The sequence below is a fragment of the Nitrospirillum guanabarense genome, from assembly GCF_034653355.1.
GTDB lineage: Bacteria > Pseudomonadota > Alphaproteobacteria > Azospirillales > Azospirillaceae > Nitrospirillum.
Map to the genome: position 1 here is coordinate 374,260 of NZ_JAYEER010000004.1, position 16,506 is coordinate 390,765.

The window sequence follows — 16,506 nt, forward strand, 5'->3', positions numbered from 1 at the left end:
AAGGGGCGGCCTGGCGGTCGCCCCTTCTTCACCAGCCCATGGCCAGCGCGCCGGCGCCCAGGGCCAGGGCACTGACCCCGCCCACCACCAGGCCCAGGCGACCACCCCCCACCCATGCCGCCATCGCCGCCTTGGTCACGGTGTTGACGGCGGTCACGATCAGCACGCCCTCCATCGCCACCCTGAGGGTCAGGCCATGCCCGCCCAGGTGGGCCATGGACAGGGTGACGGCGTCCACGTCGGCCACGCCGGACAGCGCGGCCATGACCAGCACCCCCGGGGCGCCTATGGTCTGGGCCAGCACTTGGCTGGCCAGCGCCACGGCGGCGATGAAGGCGGCCATCTTCAGGGCCATGCCCACCTCCAGCGGGTTGGCGATGTTCAGCTTGGGCACATGGTAGTGCCGGTTGCGCACGATCAGGGCGGCGGCGCCAGCCACCTGGACCAGTGTGGCCCCGGCCAAGGGGGGCGCCAGCGGCCGCAGCAGGTCGGGGTTCAGCACCATGGCCAGCACCCCCACCCGCGCCATCATAACGGCCCCGGCCAGCAGCACTCCGGCGCCCAGCAGCCGGGACGAGGCGGGGTGCATCCGCCCCAGCCGCGCCAGCGTCAGCGTGGTGGCGGTGGAGGAGGCGAGGCCGCCGGCCAACGCCGCCATCAACACCCCCAACCGATCGCCCAGGCCACGAACGGCGACATAGCCGCCGAAGGAGATGGCGGCGACCATGACCGCCAGCAGCCAGATGGAATGGGGGTTCAGCGCGCCCCAGGGGTCCACCGCATGGTTGGGCAGCACGGGCAACAGCAGGAAGGACATGGCCAGCAGCGTCAGGATGGCCCGCACCTCGTCCCCGCTCAGCGCCGCCACCCAGCGGTGCAAGGGGTCGCGCAAGGCCAGCAGGCCGGTCCCGGCCACGCCGGCGGCGATGGCGACGCGCACGTCGGCCAGGATGGCCAGCGCCCCCAGCAGGAAGGTCACCAATCCCGCCACGACGGACGTGATGCTGAGATCGCGCTCCGGGTTGGGATCGGTGTCGGCCTTGGCTTCCAACCAGTGGAAGGCGGTGAAGGCGGCGGCGTAGCCCAGGAACACCAGGCCCAGGATGTACGGTTGCTGCGCCAAGGTCAGCGCGCCGGCGATGCCCCCCAACAGGCCGGACAAGGCGAAGGTGCGCAGCCCCACCGCCCGCTGGTATTCCTGGCCGCTACGGCTATGCCACCCCCGTTCCAGCCCCACCAGCAGCCCGATCGCCAGGGAAACCGCCAGGCGGCTGAGCAGGGTGGTGGGGTCCATGAAGGCGGTCCTGGAAAGGGTGCGACCCTCCCAGTCGGCCCCAACCGTTCACCCGGCGCATTGATCCACCGCAAGGGGCACCGGCGCCGGCGCGGGCTTGGGACGCACGGTCTGGGCGAAATGGGCCACGGTCTCGGCGTAGGTGCCGCTTTTCATCTCGGCGGCGGTGATGGTCAACCGGCCCTTGGGCGGCCTTCCCACCAGCGCCTGCAGCGTGTCCAGCGATTGCTGGCCCGCCGACCCGCCGTGGGTCAGCAGCAAGGCGGTTTCCGGCAGATCCGCCCGCTCGCGCCGCACATAGGCGCGCAGGGGCGGGCAGGGATGCCAGGCCCAAATGGGCCCCGCCAATACCACCAGGTCATAGTTGCGGGCGGCGTGGATGGCCGGGGCGATTGTGGGCAGCCGGCCGCGCCAGCTGTCCGCCGCCGCCCGCCACCAGCCCATGAAGCTGACCTCGTAACGCCCACAGCGGATTTCCTCGATGTCGGCGGGCAGATGCCGGGCCAACTCCGCCACCACCGTGCGGGTCGTTCCGGTCAGCGAGTAATAGGCGATCAGCACGGCCATGGTTCCCTCCATCTCCGGTCGCCCTCGTCGGGCGGTCGCGTTCGCTGGAGGAAGACTGGCCGAAGGGGGTGGGGTGCGCATTGACGCACCGCAAACGGGAAACCCTCACACCCGGTGGTATGGGTGGCCGGCCAGGATCTGCTGGGCGCGATAGAGCTGTTCCGCCAGCATGCCGCGCACCATCATGTGCGGCCAAGTCATGGGGCCGAAAGCGATGAGGAGGGAGGCGCGGCGGCGCACCTCCTCCGCCAGGCCGTCGGCGCCGCCGATGACGAAGGCGAGGTCAGCCACGCCGCCGTCGCGCCAGGTGCCGACCTGGCGGGCGAAGGCTTCGCTGGGCAGGGCTTTGCCGCGTTCGTCCAGGGCCACCAGGGTGGCGCCCGGGGGAATGGCCTCCAGCAGCAGCTGGGCCTCCAGCCGCTTCAGCTCATCCCCCTCCACCCGCTTGCGGCATTCGACCTCACGCAGGGTGAAGGGCCAGGTGAGGCGGCCCTTGTACTCTTCGAACAGGTCGCGGGCGGGCCCTGGCCGGCTGCGGCCGACGGCCACGAGGCAAACGCGCATGGGCCTGATCCGTTAGCTAGCTTAGGGGTATGCCTGTGGCGTGAGACGAAGGCTCATGCCACTGGAGGTCGGCGCCCCTTGTTTACGTAAAAGGGGCCGGCCCGGGCCGGTCAGGCCCGTGAGGCAAGGCCACGGATGTGGCCGCCCGCCGCCTGAGGGCATCAAACAGACAAAAAGTCGCCGGCGGGCGCGCCGAACCCGGCGAAGTCGGGGGGCAGCTCGACGCCCCACATCTTTTCCAGGTTATAGAAGGCGCGGACCTCGGGACGGAACAGGTGGACCAGCACGTCACCGGCGTCGATCAGCACCCAGTCGCACTGGGGCGTGCCTTCGGCGTCCAGGCCGACGAGGCCGACTTCCTTCAGCTTGGACAGCAGGTGGCCGGCCATGGCGTCCACCTGGCGGGCGGAACGGCCCGAGGTGATGACGATGTAGTCGGCCAGGGTGGACTTGCCCTTGAGGTCGAGCACCACGGTGCCTTCGGCCTTGTCATCCTCCACGCTGGCGACGATCAGGTCGCGCAGCTGCTCGGGGAAGTCGGGGGCCGCCATGTCCGGAAGCGGCTGGGGCGCCGTCCGCCCAGCGGTCGGCGTCGGGAAATGGGCGATGGTGGAAATGATCGTTACCTCTAAGCAAAAAAGGGCGCCTCAGACCGGGAACCGGTCCGCACCCTGATGATAGTCCGACGATGTCCGTGGGCAAGTCGCGCGGGGCTGGCCTGCCTACGGGATTAGTCCTTTGCGGTTCGCCCTTCCGTCACCGGCCGGCCCACCACCCCTTCCGCCGGATCTCGGTGGCGGAGGCGGGATGCAACGGCCCGTCCAGGAAGGTCCAGGCGGGTGCCGATCGTGCCGGCAGCCCGCCCGCGTCCCGCGGAGGAACCCGACTGCGGAGATAACGCCGCGCGGCCTTGCCGACAAGCGCCTTTAAGGAATAGGGGCGGCGCGGAAACACGGCAACCGGAACGCGACCCAGGATGCGCGTCCACCCCCGCCAGCGCGGAATCTGCAACAGGTTGTCCGCCCCCATGATCCAGACGAAGCGGGTCCGGGGATAGCGGCGGCGCAGGGCCTCCAGCGTGTCCACGGTGTAGCGGGTGCCCAGCCGCGTCTCCAGATCCGTCACCAGGATGCGCGGATCCCGGGCGGCGGCGCGGGCGGCGTCGAGGCGCGCGTCCAGCGTGGCCATGCCGCGCGCCTGCTTCAGCGGGTTCTGCGGGCTGACCAGCCACCACACCTGGTCCAGCTTCAGGCGGCGCAGCATCCACTGGCTGACATGGCGGTGGCCGGCATGGGCGGGGTTGAAGGACCCGCCCAGGATGCCGATGCGCCGCCCGGCCCAACTGGCGCCGGTCAGCGGTCGCGGCCTGATCCAGTAACGGTGATTGGGGCCAGGGGGGAAGACGGCATCGCGGGGACGGCGGCGCTCAGGGCCGCGTCTGGCCGTCGCCGCGCACGACGTACTTGTAGCTGGTCAGCTGTTCGGCACCCACGGGGCCGCGGGCGTGCAACTTGCCGGTGGAAATGCCGATCTCCGCCCCGAAGCCGAACTCCCCACCATCGGCGAACTGGGTGGAGGCGTTCCACAGCACGATGCCGCTGTCGACGCGGGCCAGGAAGCGTTCGGCCGTGGCGGCGTCCTCGGTCACGATGCTGTCGGTGTGGTGGCTGCCGTGGCGCTCGATATGCGCGATGGCCTCGTCCACGCTTTCCACCACCTTCACCGACAGGATGGCGTCCAGGTACTCGGTGTCCCAGTCGGCGTCGTCGGCGGGCAGGACGCGGGCATCCAGGGACTGCGCGGTGGCGTCGCCCCGGACCTCGCACCCCGCGCCGATCAGATCCTCGATCAGGACGGGCAGCTGGGTGGCCGCCACGTCGCGGTGGACCAGCAGCGTTTCCATGGCGCCGCAGATGCCGGTGCGGCGCATCTTGGCGTTGAAGGCGATGGCGCGGGCCTTGGCCGCATCGGCCGCCTTGTCCAGGTAGACGTGGCAGATGCCGTCCAGGTGCTTGATCACCGGCACGCGCAATTCCGCCGCCACCCGGGCCGTCAGCGACTTGCCGCCCCGGGGGATGATGACGTCCACATGGTCGGTCATGGTCAGCAGGATGCCCACGGCGGCGCGGTCGGTGGTGGGGACCAGCTGCACGGCGTCGGCAGGCAGTCCACCCTCCACCAGGCCCCGGCGCATGGCCGCGACGATGGTGGATGAGGAGTGCAGGCTTTCCGAGCCGCCACGCAGGATGGCGGCGTTGCCGGACTTCACGCACAGGCCGCCGGCGTCCGCCGTCACGTTGGGCCGGCTTTCATAGATGATGCCGATGACGCCCAGGGGCACCCGCACCCGCTGGATGCGCAGGCCATTGGGCCGGGTCCAGTCGGCCATGACGGCGCCCAGGGGATCGGGCAGGTCGGCCACGTCCTCCAGCCCCGTGGCGATGGCCTCCAGCCGGCCCTCGTCCAGGCGCAGACGGTCCAGCAGCGCGGAGGTCAGGCCCTTGGCCTGGCCGGCCGCCATGTCGCGGGCGTTGGCGTCCAGGATGGTGGCGGCATCGCCGCGCAGGGCGGCGGCCGCGGCGCGCAGGCCCGCCACGCGCTGCTCCGGCGTGGTCACGGCCAGCTGGGCGCTGGCGGCACGCGCCCGCTGCCCGATGTCCCGCATCAACGCCGTGAGGTCGACCGTCTGCCCATCCATGATTCCAAACGCCCTGATATCGGTTACGCCGTCACGCCTTCACCCACCAGCTTTTGGCGCCCACTAGCTTTTAGCGGGGAACACCCGGGCGTGGCGGAAGTCCACAGTACACCAGCTGCCAACCTCCAGCGCCAGATCGCTCAGGCGGTCGCGGGACAGCTGCGCTTCCAGCGCGCGGCCGGCCAGATCCAGCTCCAGCCGGGCCACGGGGCCGGCGGCGTGCAGGCTGCTGACCCGGGCGCTCCATTTCCCTTCGGGGACGCCGCCGGCCGGGGCCACGCCCAGTTCCACCTGGTGCGGGCGGATGTAGATGACGGCCGGGCCGTCGGCGCCCACGGCGCCATCCACGCGCACGGCCTTGCCGTCCAGCCGGACGACGCCCTGCTCGATGACGCCATTCAGGCGGCTGACCCCGCCCAGGAAGTCGAAGACGAAGCTGTCGGCGGGATGGTCGTACACCTCCGCCGGGGTGCCCACCTGGATGATCCGGCCGTGGTTCATGACCACCACGCGGTCGGCCAGTTCCAGCGCTTCTTCCTGGTCGTGGGTCACGAAGATCGAGGTGATGTGCATGTCGTCGTGCAGGTGGCGCAGCCACTTGCGCAGATCCTTGCGCACCTTCGCGTCCAGCGCGCCGAAGGGCTCATCCAGCAGCAGCACCTTGGGCTCGATGGCCAGGGCGCGGGCCAGGGCCACACGCTGGCGCTGGCCGCCAGACAGCTGGCTGGGGTAGCGGCTGGCCAGGTGCGACAGCTGCACCATGGTCAGCAGCTGGTCCACGCGGCGGCGGATGTCCATCTCCGCCGGACGCTCCGCCTTCTTCTTCACGCGCAGGCCGAAGGCCACGTTGTCGAAGACGGTCATGTGGCGGAACAGGGCGTAGTGCTGGAAGACGAAACCCACCTTGCGGTCCCGCGCCGCGCGGTCGCGGGTGTCTTGCCCGTCGAAGCTGACCTCGCCGGCATCGGCATGGTCCAGGCCGGCGATGATGCGCAGCAGGGTGGTCTTGCCTGAGCCGCTGGGTCCCAGCAAGGCCAGCAGTTCGCCCGAGCGCACGTCCAGGCTGACGCCGCCCAATGCGGTGAAGGCGCCGAAGGTCTTTTCCACATTGCGGATTTCAATGGCCATGCGCGCCGCCCGTTTGCTTGATCGTCATCGTCGCTGCCCCCAATTCCTCAGGCTCAACGCTTGGCGGCGGCGATCTGGTCGGCGAAGCGCCATTCCAGGGCCGCCTTGGCCGCCAGGGTCACCAGCGCCAGCAGCGCCAGCAGCGAGGCCACCGCGAAGGCGGCCACGAAGTTGTATTCGTTGTACAGAATCTCGACATGCAGGGGCATGGTGTTGGTCTTGCCCCGGATGTGGCCGGACACGACCGACACCGCCCCGAACTCCCCCATCGCGCGGGCGTTGCACAGCAGCACGCCGTACAGCAGGCCCCAGCGGATGTTGGGCAGGGTCACCAGGCGGAAGGTCTGCCAGCCGCTGGCGCCCAGCACGATGGCGGCCTCCTCGTCCTCCACGCCCTGTTCCTGCATCAGGGGGATCAGCTCGCGCGCCACGAAGGGGAAGGTGACGAAGACGGTGGCCATGACCACGCCCGGCACGGCGAAGATGATCTGCACCCCGTGGTCGCGCAGCCAGGGGCCGAAGGTGCCGTGCAGGCCGAACAGCAGCACGTAGACCAGGCCGGAAATGACGGGGGAGACGGAGAAGGGAAGGTCGATCAGGGCCAGCAGCAGGCTCTTGCCCCGGAAATTGAATTTGGCGATGGCCCAGCTGGCGGCCACGCCGAACACCAGGTTCAGGGGCACGGCGATGGCGGCGATGGTCAGGGTCAGCCGGATGGCCGACATCGCGTCGGGGTCGGCCAGCCCCGTGAGGAAGGCGCCCACGCCCTTGGCCAGGGCCTGGCTGAACACGGCCGCCAGCGGCAGGGCGAGAAAGGCCGCCAGGAACAGGATGGCGAGGCCGATGAGCGCCAGGCGCGTCACCGGGCCCTCGCCCACGGCGGGGCGGCGCGAATGCGGATCAGCGGGCATGGCGCGACCGGGTCCAGCGCTGCAGGAAATTGATGCCCAGCAGCATGAGGAAGGAAAGCCCCATCATGGCCGTGGCGATGACGGTGGCGCCGGCGTAATCGTACTGCTCCAGCCGGGCGACGATCAGCAGGGGCACGATCTCCGACACCGCCGGAATGTTGCCGGCGATGAAGATGACGGAGCCGTATTCCCCCACGCCCCGCGCGAAGGCCAAGGCCACACCGGTGATCAGCGCCGGCAGGATGGCCGGCAGCAGCACCCGGGCGAAGGTCTGCCGGCGCGTGGCGCCCAGGGAGGCGGCGGCCTCCTCCACCTCGGCGTCCAAGTCCTGCAGCACGGGTTCCACCGTGCGCACGATGAAGGGCATGCCCACGAACACCAGGGCGATGACGATGCCCATGGGGGTGAAGGCGATCTTGAAACCGGCGGACTTGGCCAGCGCCCCGATCCAGCCATTGGGGGCGTAGATCGCGGTCAGCGCGATGCCGGCGACGGAGGTGGGCAGGGCGAAGGGCAGGTCGACCATGGCGTCGATGAGGCGCCGGCCGGGGAAGCGGTACCGCACCAGGACCCAGGCCACCACCAGGCCGAAGACGGCGTTGATCAGGGCCGCCGCCAGGGCGCAGCCGAAGCTGATGTAAAAGGCGTGCAGCACGCGGGGGGCCAGGGTGATGGCCCAGAACCGGTCCCAGCCCACATCCGCCGCGCGCAGGGCCATGTGGCCCAGGGGGATCAGGACGATCAAGCAGAGATAGGCGAGGGTGAAGCCGAAGGCGGTGCCGAAGCCGGGCAGGATGGTGGGGGCCAGGAAGGCCCAACCCCGCTTGGCCGGCTTGGCCGCCGTGGTCGACGCGGCGGCCGTCACGAGGCTACCCCGCCCGAAAGGGATAAGTCGACGTGAGACGAACCCGGTCGGGTCATGAGCGGCCTTTCCCCAAATTCGAGACGCGAGATTAATGCATAAGCCCCGGAGCGTGTACAACCTTCACGCCGTGCGGGGCAGGCACGTCTTTCACAACGGTGCCATGCGTCTTCCAATAAATCACCATTGCAAAAGTGTAAAATTTAAATCTATCGGCTAGGGGCGAGATTCCGGCGCGGTAGCGGTCACATGACGTGTGACAGCGTTGTCCGCGATGAGGTAAAAGTCGTCCAGGGAGGAAGGGCATGACAAAAACCAAGGCTGGCACCGTTACCAGGCCGGTTCACCCGGCCGGGCAGACCAAGTCGGCGCGCGCCCTGGCCTTGCCGTACAGCCGATACCGGATCTTGCCGCGGGATGAGCGTTCGCGGCGGGCCCTCCGTGGGGATGAGGCGCTACCAAGGAACGGAGTGTAAAAAGCATGATGAATCGTCGCACCCTCTTGCAGGGCGCCGCCGCCCTGGCCGGTGTGGGCGCCATGGGGGGACGGCCGCGACCTGGCGGTCCGCGCTGGCCGCCACGACGGCGGGCCAAGTCGTCTTTCCGAAGGACTTCCTTTGGGGCGCGGCCACCGCGGCCTATCAGGTCGAGGGCGGCTGGAACGCTGATGGCAAGGGCCCGTCCATCTGGGACACGTTCACCCATCAAAAGGGTCTGGGCCGCATCAAGAATGACGACACCGGCGACGTGGCCTGCGACAGCTATCACAAGTACAAGGAAGACGCGGCCCTCATCCGCCAGCTGAACCTGAAGAGCTACCGCTATTCCATCGCCTGGTCGCGCGTGCAGCCGCTGGGCAAGGGGGCGGTCAACCAGGCCGGCCTCGATTACTACAAGCGCTTGACCGACGCGGTGCTTGAGGCGGGCGCCCGCCCCCTGGTCACCCTCTATCACTGGGACCTGCCGCAGGCCCTGGACGATGAGGGCGGCTGGACCAACCGCGACACCTCCGACCGGCTGGCGGAATACGCCGACATCGTCGGCCGCGCCCTGGGCGACCGCATCAGCCACTGGGCCATCCTGAACGAGCCCAAGACCTTCACCCACCTGGGTTACTGGGAAGGCATCTTCGCCCCCGGGCACAAGGATCCGCTGCAGATGCTGAAGGCCACCCATGTGGTGAACCTCAGCCAGGGCAAGGCCTTCCGCGCCATGAAGGCCGTCAACCCCAAGTTCCAGGTGGGCAGCGTCTGTGACGTGGCCAACATGGTGCCGCGCACGGACAGCGAGGCCGACAAGGCGGCGGCCGAGCGCTACCACCGCTTCCTGAACCTGTGGTTCCTGCAGCCGGTTCTGGACGGCACCTACCCCGAGGTGCTGCCGGCCGACCAGCGCGACGCCTTGCTGGGCTTCCAGCCGGGCGACGAGAAGATCATGCGCGCCGACTACGACATGGTGGGCCTGAACTACTACACCCGCTGGGTGGTGGCGGATAAGCCCGAGGGCAATGGCGTCCCCGGCCTGAACACGTCGCACGAGTGGGGGGAGGGCCCGCACGCCAAGACCGACATCGGCTGGGACATCGACCCCGATGGCTTCCACGACACGCTGGTGCGCATGGCGAGGGCCATCGGCAACCGCCCCATCGAGATCACGGAAAGCGGTGCCGCCTACAACACGCCGCTGGTCGACGGCCATGTGAAGGACGAGAAGCGCATCGCGTACATGAAGGCCTATTTCGCGGCCCTGTCGCGTGCCATCCAGGACGGTGCGCCCGTGCGCGCCTACCACGCCTGGAGCCTGATGGACAATTTCGAGTGGGCCCAGGGCTACACCCAGCGTTTCGGCCTGACTTACGTCGATTACAAGAACGACCAGAAGCGGACCATCAAGGACAGCGGCCTCTGGTACGCCAAGGTCGCCCAAAACAACAGGTTTTGAGAACAACGGGTTCTGAGCGACTGTGTCCGAGGCGGCGCTTGAGGTGTTGAGACGACGGGCGGGGGATATCCTCCGCCCGTTTTTTCAGAAGATGTGCAGTTCCGGCCGGGCGTAGAGACGGGTGGGGGCGCCGTCCTCGCCGGTGGCGGCCAGGCTGAGCGCGGGGTTGCGGCGGTCCATCTTGCGGCCGAATTCCAGGAAGGGGCGGCCTTGGTCATCGGCTTCCAGCGCTTCGCCCGTGGCAAGGGTGGCGTTGACGCGGCAATGCTCCCGGGGTTCGCAGATGAAGTCCAGCTGGTCGATGCTGGGGACGAAGAAGCCCATGACCGGCCCCACGAATTCCTCGATCGCCTGGTCCAGCACCTTGGCACCCTGGCGCAGCTCGGCATAGGCGATGGCCTGGCCTTCGGTGGGCCGCACCTCCAGCATCACCGTGGCCCGCAACGCCCCCTTGGCCTGGTTGCTGACCAGTTTGGCGTCGGCCGCCTCCCAATCCGCGCGATAGGGGACGTAGAAATAGCCGTCGGGGGTGGATTCGATGACTTCTTCCTTGCCGTTGTAGACGGCCCACAGCTGGATGGGCAGGGGGCCGGGCTTGTCCTTGTCCAGTTCCACCTTGAAGACCATGCGCAGGTGATGGCCGCTGGCGTTTTCCATGTGGTCCAGCACCTTCAGCGCTTCGGCCAGCTTGGCGTAAGAGGTCTTGCCGAACTGCTCGCGCGAGGTCACCACCATCTCCGGCACCGCCTCGGTCTGAGGCTCGGCTTGCGCCGTCGCGGGTTGCTCGCTGGTTTGCGCGCCGGCCGCGCTGGCGCACCCCAAGGCCAGGGCGACCAGCGCCGCCCGCCCATACAGTCTGGTTTTCAAGGATATCCCCATCCTGTCCGTCTGCGGCCCCCATCGGCCGCCCTCTTACTAAGGGTTGAGATTGGGGCAAGTATAGGGCCGGTTGGCGGTCAATTTTAGCGGTCGCGCCGACTTGCCGCTGCGAGCCGTCGCGCGATTTCATTGTCAGGCTGGGAATTGCCGGCGCTATATTGGTTGGGATATAGCGGTGCTCGGCAAGGAAAGGGACGGGTCATGAGGCGTGCGGCGGCGATCGGAACGGTGGTGATGGCGCTGGCGGTCCCCGCCTGGGCCCAGATGGCCGGGCCGGCCGATCCGTCCTGCAAGGGTGTCGCCGTGGAGTGGCCGGCCGACCTCAAGGGCTGGGGCCTGACCGCCGTGCCGGTGATGGCCGCGACCACCCCCGCCGCCGCCCCGCCGCTCACCCCCGGCACGCCGGCGCGGGTGACCCTGGCGGCGAAGGAAGGCGTGACCCTGGCGGTGGCCCCGCCCAAGCCGGCGGGGGAGAAGACCTACGCCGGCACGGTCGCCTTCACCGTACCGGCCGACGGGCCCTATCGCATCGCGCTGGACGGCGGCGCTTGGATCGACGTGGTGGCGGACGGCAAGCCGCTGCTCAGCACCAGCCACAAGCACGGCCCCAACTGCTCCGGCATTCGCAAGGTGGTGGACTTCGGCCTGGCCGCCGGCACCTATCAGTTGCAGCTGTCCAACAGCCCGGCGGCCACCATCACCGTACTGGTGGTGCCGCCGCAAGGCTGAGCGCGGCCCCTTTTCGACGCGAGCCCCTGTGCCAGGGCTGGCGGCGATGCTATATTCCAGGCATGACCAGCATCTCCGCCCCCACCCCCTATGCCACCGTGGCCGCCGGCCTGCAGTCCAGCAGCGCGCGGGTGGACCGGGATGCGACGGCCATCGCCTCGTCCCAAGGTGACATCAACCCCACCGACGTGGTCAGCCTCAGCAGCGACGCCCTGACCTTCAAGGCCCTGACCAAGGTGGCGCAGACGGTGGACCAGAACAGCCAGCGGTTGCTGGACATGTTCGCTTAACCATTAAATATCCGGAATCTCCAGTCGCTCCCTTGTCGGCGCGACGGCGCGCCCTCGGATGGTTGGATTGGAACGGCATATTTCCACTGATTACTACAGTAATAGTCAGTCATCTGCAGGCGATCGCGGCAGCACTTACATTCTGTTAACATTCAGATAACCGAAATCACCTTTTCAGTGCCTTGCCATTTTGACATATGCACAATAGTGATGCATAAATGCGCTGAATGGCGCCCGTGATCTGTGCATGGGCTTGGAAGGTTCGATGCGTGTGAATCCGTGGCCACTATCCTCGCGCGTCGTCAAAGCCTCTGGCGACCTGCCACATGCACGTCATTCCCGACATTGGTCAGTTAGCCGCCGATAGCAGTCATGGGCCGCTCGGCTCCGATTTTGATTGAGCGAACAAGGGCGCCGGAACTCGGTTCGGGGCGCGCGAGGGGAGTATGGGGATGGGACAGGTCATCACCGTGGCTGGAAACACGGTTCTTACCGGTACGGGCGCCGGGGACACGCTGACGAACAGTACCGGTCATGGAACCGTCCGGTACGACGCGGACGGCATGGTGATCGATCTGGTGTCGGGAAAGGCCAGCATGTCGGGCAATAGTGTCTCCGACATGCTGGTCGGCATCACCGCCCTGATAGCTGGGGGCAGTCGGGATCAGATTGCCGCGTCCAACGGAATGACCCTGTCGCTCCTGGGTTCCAATGACAGCGTCAATGCCGCAGGCGTCCAAATCACCGGCGCGGATGGGATCGCCTTGTCCATCCAGGGCGCCGGCCGGTATGCCGATACGGACAGCGTCAACCTATCCGGGGGGGCGGTGACCCTGGCGGACCAGACCCGGGTTGATTTCACCGGCACCGGTGGCCGGGTGACCCTGGGCGCGTCGGACAATCTGGGCCTGACGGGCAATGGCAACACGGTGACCGCCAGCGGGGCGGGAAACGGCTTCTGGATCACGGGTAGCGCCAACACGGTGACGGCGAGCGGGGCCCAGGTGGTGCTGTCGGGTGCCGGCAACGCCCTGTCACTGGGCAACGGCGACGGCGTGTCCGTCACCGGCGGGGGGCGATACGCCGCGGCCAACGCGATCAGCTTGTCCTCCGGCACCGTGTCCCTGTCGGCGGACACGCGCGGCGACCTGCATGGCGACGGCAATCGGATAACGTTGAGCGCCTCGGGCAATCTGGGGCTGGCGGGCAACGGGAACACCATCACGGCCAGCGGGGCGGGAGACGGCTTCTGGATCACGGGCAGCGCCAACACGGTGACGGCGAGTGGGGCCCAGGTGGTGCTGTCGGGTGCCGGCAACACCCTGTCGCTGGGCAACGGCGACGGCGTGTCCGTCACCGGCGGGGGGCGATACGCCGCGGCCAACGCGATCAGCTTGTCCTCCGGCACCGTGTCCCTGTCGGCGGACACGCGCGGCGACCTGCATGGCGACGGCAATCGGATAACGTTGAGCGCCTCGGGCAATCTGGGGCTGGCGGGCAACGGGAACACCATCACGGCCAGCGGGGCGGGAGACGGCTTCTGGATCACGGGCAGCGCCAACACGGTGACGGCGAGTGGGGCCCAGGTGGTGCTGTCGGGTGCCGGCAACGCCCTGTCGCTGGGCAACGGCGACGGCGTGTCCGTCACCGGCGGGGGGCGATACGCCGCGGCCAACGCGATCAGCTTGTCCTCCGGCACCGTGTCCCTGTCGGCGGACACGCGCGGCGACCTGCATGGCGACGGCAATCGGATAACGTTGAGCGCCTCGGGCAATCTGGGGCTGGCGGGCAACGGGAACACCATCACGGCCAGCGGGGCGGGAGACGGCTTCTGGATCACGGGCAGCGCCAACACGGTGACGGCGAGTGGGGCCCAGGTGGTGCTGTCGGGTGCCGGCAACACCCTGTCACTGGGCAACGGCGACGGCGTCTCCGTCACCGGCGGGGGGCGATACGCCGCGGCCAACGCGATCAGCTTGTCCTCCGGCACCGTGTCCCTGTCGGCGGACACGCGCGGCGACCTGCATGGCGACGGCAATCGGATAACGTTGAGCGCCTCGGGCAATCTGGGGCTGGCGGGCAACGGGAACACCATCACGGCCAGCGGGGCGGGAGACGGCTTCTGGATCACGGGCAGCGCCAACACGGTGACGGCGAGTGGGGCCCAGGTGGTGCTGTCGGGTGCCGGCAACACCCTGTCACTGGGCAACGGCGACGGCGTGTCCGTCACCGGCGGGGGGCGATACGCCGCGGCCAATGCGATCAGCTTGTCCTCCGGCACCGTGTCCCTGTCGGCGGACACGCGCGGCGACCTGCATGGCGATCACAACCAGGTTACCCTGGGTGCCACCGACAACCTCGGGTTATCGGGAAACAACAACGCGATCACCGCCAGCGGCGCGGGTGACGCCGTCTGGCTTTCCGGTGCGGGTAACACCTTGGTCGGGTCTGGGGCGCAGGTCAACGCCTCCGCCGGGGCCACGCTGTCGGTGCGTGGAACCGGCAGTTTCGCGGATGCGGACGCCGTGAGCCTTTCGGGCGGTGCGTTGCAGATAGCCGATGGGACGCGGGTGAATCTCACCGGTGACGGCAGCCAGGTGACGCTGGGCGCGTCGGACAACCTTGGGCTGACGGGGAACAACAACGCCATCACGGCCACCGGTGCGGGAGACGGTGTCTGGCTGTCGGGGACTGGCAACAGCGTGACTGGATCGGGAGTGCAGGTCTTCGCCTCCGCCGGGGCCACGCTGTCGATTCTCGGCAGCAGCGAACAGGTGACGGCTAACGGGGCGACGGTGACCCTTGTCGGGGGTGCCGGTTCTGTCACTGGAGACACCATCGCCGGCGGCAATAGCAGCATCACGGTCATGTCCGCTGGTGTGACCCTTGCCCTTGGCGGCGACGGCCAGACACTGTCGGGCACGGGAGACAATATTAACGTGACCGGCAATAATGCGGTCATCACCGGTTCCAACGATACCGTCACCTTGGCGTCGAACCTTTCCGCCACCTTGATCGGCGTCAACATTTCGACCACGGCCACCACGGGCGATACGGTGACGATTTCCGGCACTGGTGGCGCGTCGTATGGCCAGGCCGTGGTCGGCGATCACGCGAATATCATCGTGACGGATGCCAACGGGCAGGTCCATGTCGCGGGCATCGCTCAGACGATCGCGATGTCGGGCGGGACTCTGGAACTGTACGATGGCACCGCAACCTTTACCGGGACGGGCGCGACGGTGAACCTGTCCAGGCAGGAGGTCGCTACGCTCAACGGCGATGGAAACACGGTCCAGATCGCCGATGGCACCACGGCAACCGTGACCGGGACCGGCGACACCATCAGCTTCCAAGCCTTCACCACCACGGGTTCCGCGACCGTCGTTGGAGGCGCTGGACAAACGGTCACCGTTGGGGGGTACAGCGGCGGCATACTCACGGTGACGTCGGCAGGTGAAACGATCAACAGTACGGGCGGCAAGGACCACATCGCGGCCGACAACGACGCCATTCTCGTCACCCACGGTGCCGTCATCACTGGCGATGGCAACACGGTGACCACTGGAAGCGGCAACGGGCTGACGCTGACTGGCAACGACAACGTGGTGACCTTGGGTACCGGTAGCGGCATGACGCTGACGGGCAGTGACAATGCCCTCACGCTCGGGGGCACGAGCGCGGTTTACCTGTACGGAGCCCATAATACGATTGCGTCGGCGGGAGCCTCGGTCCTGATCCGCAATTCGGACGCCATGTCGACAACCATCAGCGGCAGCGATTCAACTGTCGCTGTCGCCAGTGGCTTGACCGGTACCGTGACCTTGGGCGGCACCAACCAGAGCTTGATCATGGCCGGCGGCAACGCCGTCATCACCTCAGGCACCACCACGCTGGATGGGGCCGACAATCACGTCACGCTCGATGTCGGCGTCACCTTGATCCTGAAGAACAGTCAGAACAGCGTTGACGGGACGGGCGCGTCCATTTCCTTAACAGGGGCAGGGCCGCAGACCTTCACGCTGGCGGGATCCAGCAATAGCCTTTCCGTTGGGAACGTGGGATCGGTGATCACCATTGCCGGCGCCAATGAGACGGTGACCGCCAATAACGACCTGGTGACGGTGACGGGTGCGAATGCGACCCTGATCGAGAGCGGTTCCACCGTGACGGTGGGGCAAGGGGGAAGTTTGACGCTGCATAATGGTGATGTCAGCGCTGCCACGCCAACAGGTGCTTTGGACCTTTTCGCCACTCACGACCATCTGTGGTTCCGTGCGGTGGGGAACGACCTGGAAATCGACACCCTGGGGGTGGGAAGTACGGTAACGATCAAGGATTGGTATACCCATGCCTCGGGTACGGCATATGATCAGGTCGCCAGCATCTCCGCGTCGGATGGTTATCTCCTGACCTCGCCGGGGCAAGTGGATGCCCTGGTGCAGGCGATGGCCAATTTCGCCGGGACGCAATCGGGTTTTAACCCTCTAACCACCACCCACACCTCGACCACGGACAGCTTCTACGGTGGTTTGGGGGTGGGGTGGCACACCTGACGCCGGAGGGCGTGGGGCGGAAAGTTTGGCGCCAACTCCCGCCTCTGTCAGTCCCACGCCACTGTAGGATGCGACCGCATTACATAT

The 16,506-nt window shown here is 67.8% G+C and carries 14 protein-coding genes; 4 read left to right on the forward strand and 10 right to left on the reverse strand.

Annotated elements, in window-relative coordinates; all coding sequences use genetic code 11:
• Positions 1-28: 28 nt before the first annotated feature.
• The 9 genes from UAA55_RS19675 to cysT form a co-directional block, all read right to left on the reverse strand.
• Positions 29-1,294, reverse strand: coding sequence for an MgtC/SapB family protein (locus tag UAA55_RS19675; protein WP_322954825.1), 1,266 nt, complete (start codon positions 1,292-1,294; stop codon positions 29-31).
• Positions 1,295-1,342: 48 nt separating this feature from the next.
• On the reverse strand, positions 1,343-1,861 hold the full coding sequence (locus UAA55_RS19680; protein ID WP_322954826.1) for a flavodoxin family protein: 519 nt from the start codon (positions 1,859-1,861) through the stop codon (positions 1,343-1,345).
• A gap of 105 nt (positions 1,862-1,966) precedes the next feature.
• On the reverse strand, positions 1,967-2,425 hold the full coding sequence (rlmH, locus tag UAA55_RS19685) for a 23S rRNA (pseudouridine(1915)-N(3))-methyltransferase RlmH (RefSeq protein ID WP_322954827.1): 459 nt from the start codon (positions 2,423-2,425) through the stop codon (positions 1,967-1,969).
• A gap of 161 nt (positions 2,426-2,586) precedes the next feature.
• Positions 2,587-2,976, reverse strand: coding sequence for a ribosome silencing factor (gene rsfS / locus UAA55_RS19690; protein WP_145613308.1), 390 nt, complete (start codon positions 2,974-2,976; stop codon positions 2,587-2,589).
• 205 nt (positions 2,977-3,181) lie between these two features.
• Complete coding sequence (locus UAA55_RS19695; RefSeq protein ID WP_322957724.1) at positions 3,182-3,796, reverse strand: nicotinate-nucleotide adenylyltransferase; 615 nt, start codon at positions 3,794-3,796, stop codon at positions 3,182-3,184.
• A 55-nt stretch (positions 3,797-3,851) separates the two neighbouring features.
• On the reverse strand, positions 3,852-5,123 hold the full coding sequence (locus tag UAA55_RS19700) for a glutamate-5-semialdehyde dehydrogenase (RefSeq protein WP_322954828.1): 1,272 nt from the start codon (positions 5,121-5,123) through the stop codon (positions 3,852-3,854).
• 63 nt (positions 5,124-5,186) lie between these two features.
• A complete protein-coding gene (locus UAA55_RS19705) occupies positions 5,187-6,251 on the reverse strand; it encodes a sulfate/molybdate ABC transporter ATP-binding protein (RefSeq protein WP_322954829.1) in 1,065 nt (354 codons plus the stop codon).
• Positions 6,252-6,304: 53 nt separating this feature from the next.
• Positions 6,305-7,162: a sulfate ABC transporter permease subunit CysW gene (gene cysW / locus UAA55_RS19710; RefSeq protein WP_322954830.1), complete on the reverse strand. Its 858-nt coding sequence runs from the start codon at positions 7,160-7,162 to the stop codon at positions 6,305-6,307.
• Positions 7,152-8,027 carry a sulfate ABC transporter permease subunit CysT gene (gene cysT, locus UAA55_RS19715; protein ID WP_416235212.1) on the reverse strand — a complete coding sequence of 292 codons (876 nt, stop codon included), beginning with the start codon at positions 8,025-8,027 and terminating at the stop codon, positions 7,152-7,154. Before cysT ends, cysW begins: the two co-directional genes overlap by 11 nt.
• 444 nt (positions 8,028-8,471) lie before the next feature.
• Between cysT and UAA55_RS19720 the strand changes: the two genes are divergently transcribed.
• Positions 8,472-9,965 carry a GH1 family beta-glucosidase gene (locus UAA55_RS19720; protein WP_322954831.1) on the forward strand — a complete coding sequence of 498 codons (1,494 nt, stop codon included), beginning with the start codon at positions 8,472-8,474 and terminating at the stop codon, positions 9,963-9,965.
• Between the two features lie 84 nt (positions 9,966-10,049).
• On the opposite strand, the gene UAA55_RS19725 is transcribed toward UAA55_RS19720, so the two are convergent.
• A complete protein-coding gene (locus UAA55_RS19725) occupies positions 10,050-10,832 on the reverse strand; it encodes a hypothetical protein (protein ID WP_322954832.1) in 783 nt (260 codons plus the stop codon).
• A gap of 213 nt (positions 10,833-11,045) precedes the next feature.
• Here UAA55_RS19725 and UAA55_RS19730 point away from each other — a divergent pair, with 213 nt between their 5' ends.
• The 3 genes from UAA55_RS19730 (at position 11,046) to UAA55_RS19740 (ending at position 16,419) form a co-directional block, all read left to right on the forward strand.
• Entirely contained in the window at positions 11,046-11,573 is a 528-nt protein-coding gene (locus tag UAA55_RS19730; protein WP_322954833.1) for a hypothetical protein, read from the forward strand.
• 62 nt (positions 11,574-11,635) lie between these two features.
• Complete coding sequence (locus tag UAA55_RS19735) at positions 11,636-11,863, forward strand: hypothetical protein (RefSeq protein ID WP_322954834.1); 228 nt, start codon at positions 11,636-11,638, stop codon at positions 11,861-11,863.
• A 452-nt stretch (positions 11,864-12,315) separates the two neighbouring features.
• Positions 12,316-16,419, forward strand: a complete 4,104-nt coding sequence (locus tag UAA55_RS19740; protein WP_322954835.1) for a beta strand repeat-containing protein — start codon at positions 12,316-12,318, stop codon at positions 16,417-16,419.
• Positions 16,420-16,506: the final 87 nt, after the last annotated feature.